Raw genomic sequence first — 3,800 nt, 5'->3', positions numbered from 1 at the left:
AACAGACTAGTACCCACAGTAAGTGCCATTCCGAGCGTGCGCCCAGCAGCAGCGGCATTACCCTCGACTGCGGTGGCTTTTGTCAATCCGGGCACGAACGAGACTGGTGTGCAGCTAATTTACCCTCTTTCCAGCCCAGCACCACAAACATCTAGCTATGGCTGGCGGACGCATCCCATTACAGGCAGTCGTCGCTTCCATTCGGGCATTGATATCGGTGCGCCAATGGGTGCCCCGGTTGTCGCTGCCGGATCGGGCACGATTGTTTCGGCGGGTTGGTTTGGCGGCTATGGTAAAGCGATCGTCATTCAACACAATGGCGTTCAGCAGACGCTCTACGGTCACCTATCTGAAGTTTTTGTCCAACCAGGACAAAGAATCGAACAAGGCATGGTCATCGGGCGCGTGGGCAGCACAGGCAACTCGACAGGCCCCCACTTGCACTTTGAATCGCGATTAGCTACTGCCGATGGTTGGGTGGCGATCGATCCCGCTCAAGAGATGAAGTATGCTCTAGATAATCTCCGTAGGTCGATGCCTGCTTTTGCCCAGAGAGATGTATCGAATATCGAGCAGCCACAGTAGCTGCGATTAAAGTAAAACTGACTGTCCTGATATCCTGGTGCCCATCGCAACCAGGATATTTTGACGATCGGTTAATATCGACTGAATGTAGGGGTATATTAACTAATATTGATGTCGATCGCGAGTTCGACCTCTATTTACTATAAAACCTAGCTGTAAGTTAGATCGCTGTTTAATTAAACTTAGTCTTATTAGGAAATCAGGTGGCATGTTACTCAAGTCACAAGACGTTAGTTATTGTCAACTTGTGCGTCAGTTCGGAAATACATCAGAAATTGTCAGCGGTGTAAATTACCAGGGTAATTTATTCGTTCGCGGTAATTCTTATCCCCAGCACCAACGCCAAATTGCCATTACAGAGATGCGTCGCAGCTATCTCGATCCAGAGCCAGTCATAGCTTGTCTGCTAGTAGAAGATGGCAATATTGTCACCATTTGGTATGAGGATCGGTATATTACAAAAATAGTTGAAAATCCTGACGAGATCGTTAAATATTACAATCTTGCTCAATTAGTGGAAGCAATGCGATCGCCACAAGGAGTTAAAATTGAGAATCGATCTCAAAGTTTTCGCCTGCCTTATCTCCGGTGTTTTATCGGTAGAGAAGGTGTAGATTGGATATCAGAGCGAATAACACTCGATCGCGATCGAGCTGTTAGATTAGGACAACGATTAATCGATGATAATTGGCTCAGAAATTTATCCAGTCAGCAACCGTTTGAAGATGGTGAGTTGTTTTATCAGTTTTGTATGGATAAATAGATGGGAGATGGGAGCGCGGAGATGGGATCGGGGAGAGCGGGGATGGGAGAAGTTAGACTTGAGACTCTAGCGATTAGGACGCTTGCGTCATATCTCCGATCTCTTATCTCCCATCTCCGCGCTCCCATCTCCGAACTCAGAAATTATCCCTGCCAATTTGCCCAGTCTTGGGGTTTAAGGAAAACGTCGTAGAGTTGGGCTTCAGGAGAATTGGGTTCGGGTTTGTAGCCGTATTCCCAGCGCACGAGTGGGGGTAAAGACATCAGAATCGATTCGGTGCGTCCATTGGTTTGCAATCCAAAGATCGTACCGCGATCGTAGACTAAATTAAATTCTACATAGCGTCCGCGCCGATATAGTTGAAAATTGCGCTGATGTTCGCCATACTCAGTATTGCGACGACGTTCGACGATCGGAACATACGCAGGCAAGAAACTATGAGCGCAGTCTTGAGAAATGGCGAATAATTCCTCCCACGAGCGGGGTGCAGGAACTCCCAGGGCATCGCTATATTGCGCCGCAGGGCCTTTGGGGTCGGAGCCGCGATATAACGCGCCTTGTCCGTCTTGATAGTCAAAGAAAATGCCTCCTACACCGCGCGTCTCATTGCGATGCTTGAGATAGAAATATTCATCGCACCATAATTTAAAAGTCGGATATAAATCGGGACTGTGCTTGTCGCAAGCTCCCTTGAGCGTATTGTGCAGATGACTGGCATCTTCAGCGAATGGATAGTAGGGAGTCAGATCTAAACCACCCCCAAACCACCACACCGGGCCAGCTTCAAAATAACGATAGTTGAGATGCACTGTCGGAATATAAGGATTGCGAGGATGCAGCACCATCGAAGTACCCGTCGCAAACCACCGATGTCCAGCCGCATCGGGACGTTGACTTAAAATCGAAGGCGGCAAATGGTCGCCCCAAACTTCCGAAAAATTAACACCACCTTGCTCGAAGATATTACCCTCTTTCATCACCCGCGATCGACCGCCACCGCCTTCCGGACGATCCCAGCTTTCTTCTTGAAATTTACCCCCACCATCAACGGCTTCTAAGCCTTGACAGACACTATCTTGAAATTCCCGCATGAACTGAGTAATCCGACTTTTGGCATCGGTAGGCGGCAGAAATTTAGTTTCGGTGGAAAAAGCTGTCATATCCAGAGGGTGAATAGGGTTAAATCAAAAATATTTGTAACAGCAGCAGTTGGCGACTATCTAGCAAAGTAGCATATTCGAGCAATCGACAGCCGATCGTTGTTACGGGAAATATACAAATTAGGTTTAGAGCAACTTTTCTAGGCGTTTTCGCATTGCTTCGAGATCGATACTACTTTCATCCTCTGGCTGAGATTTTGGCTTGCCGTCTGGTTGCCAATCGGTTTCTTCTAAATTTTGAGAAGGCGGCGTGACCAACATTTCTGGCGTGACGACAATAAAATCGTAGTCAGAATCTTGGCAAAATTCTTCGATCTCTTCCGGATCGATGCCTTCTACCGTGGGTTTGGGGAAATCTTCCGCCTCCAATTGATCGGCATACCGGATCGCATCATCCTCTTGTTCAAACATTAAAATTACATTGCGATCGCCAACTTGAGTCGAATAAATTCCCTCATTATCAGTGCGCGCGTTAAATAATAAGACAAAGACACTCATGGAATTTGTGATTTGTTATTTGGGATAAATCTCGTCACTAGAGAGCGAACTCTAGCAACTAACTCTTTCTTCCATATTAAGCTGGAATGGGCGATCGCCGATCGAAATATCCCTCTATTTACAGCCGCTCTTGACTAGATAACTCTGCCATAATTAGCTGCAAGCGGATGTTGAGAATCGGCTTGATGCTTCAACCATGCCCACAATTGGTCGCCATACGAAAAATGCCACCATTCACCAGGATGTCGAATCGTGCCACTAGTGGTCATAATGCGATCGAGGAGTTGGCGATTTTGATGATACTCGATCTCAATCGGATCTAGAGCATTGGCAAAATAATCCGGTAAAGATCGATCGGACATTTCATCGATTATTGAACCCATATTCACCAGCTCTCCACGCTCATCTACTAGTGTAATATCGATCGCAGCTCCCGTACTATGCGGCGGTGGTGTTGCCAATTCAAAACTCGGAATCGCCCAGATCTGATAAACATCATCCCAAATTTCTTGCTGCTGCGCCTCCGAAAGGCTGGCTAAATCTAATTGCCGATCGCGAACCGTCTGGTGAAAAGTATAATCGACCATATACTGCTGCACCTCCACCGGACGATAAGCATCAAAAATCTGAATCCGCCAACCTGGATGAATTTGTTGCAAATCTTCCTGCGCTCGAATCAGTCGATCGAGTACTCCCTGGCGGAGATAATAAGGAGACTTACCATCATAATCTGCGCCACACTTAATATATGGATGCGGTGTTTCAACTGCAAATAGCTCTAACGGAATCGCAAC

5 protein-coding genes are annotated in these 3,800 nt (G+C 46.9%); 2 read left to right on the top strand and 3 right to left on the bottom strand.

Features of this window, described 5'->3' with window-relative positions; genetic code table 11:
• Both Q0R35_RS08975 and Q0R35_RS08970 read left to right on the top strand, forming a co-directional pair.
• A partial coding sequence (locus Q0R35_RS08975) for a M23 family metallopeptidase (protein WP_295616407.1) occupies positions 1–585 on the top strand: 585 nt, incomplete at its 5' end.
• Between the two features lie 208 nt (positions 586–793).
• Positions 794–1,348: a hypothetical protein gene (locus Q0R35_RS08970; RefSeq protein WP_295616404.1), complete on the top strand. Its 555-nt coding sequence runs from the start codon at positions 794–796 to the stop codon at positions 1,346–1,348.
• Between the two features lie 143 nt (positions 1,349–1,491).
• Here the strand turns inward: Q0R35_RS08970 and hemF are convergent, their stop codons facing one another.
• From hemF to Q0R35_RS08955, 3 genes are all read right to left on the bottom strand, one after another.
• Positions 1,492–2,508: an oxygen-dependent coproporphyrinogen oxidase gene (gene hemF, locus Q0R35_RS08965; RefSeq protein ID WP_295616400.1), complete on the bottom strand. Its 1,017-nt coding sequence runs from the start codon at positions 2,506–2,508 to the stop codon at positions 1,492–1,494.
• Between the two features lie 126 nt (positions 2,509–2,634).
• Entirely contained in the window at positions 2,635–3,006 is a 372-nt protein-coding gene (locus Q0R35_RS08960) for a DUF3110 domain-containing protein (RefSeq protein WP_295616397.1), read from the bottom strand.
• 134 nt (positions 3,007–3,140) lie between these two features.
• Positions 3,141–3,800: M15 family metallopeptidase (locus tag Q0R35_RS08955; RefSeq protein WP_295616394.1), on the bottom strand; the 660-nt coding region annotated here is incomplete at its 5' end.

Origin of the sequence: Chamaesiphon sp. GL140_3_metabinner_50, from assembly GCF_025361915.1 — a bacterium.
Lineage (GTDB): Bacteria > Cyanobacteriota > Cyanobacteriia > Cyanobacteriales > Chamaesiphonaceae > Chamaesiphon.
The sequence above is the reverse complement of the archived record's forward strand: the minus strand, read 5'-3'. Positions and strand labels throughout refer to the sequence as shown.

Coding starts and splice junctions, on each gene's coding strand:
- hemF (WP_295616400.1), bottom strand. CDS start 2,508: ATGACAGCTTTTTCCACCGAAACTAAATTTCTGCCGCCTACCGATGCC.
- Q0R35_RS08960 (WP_295616397.1), bottom strand. CDS start 3,006: ATGAGTGTCTTTGTCTTATTATTTAACGCGCGCACTGATAATGAGGGA.
- Q0R35_RS08970 (WP_295616404.1), top strand. CDS start 794: ATGTTACTCAAGTCACAAGACGTTAGTTATTGTCAACTTGTGCGTCAG.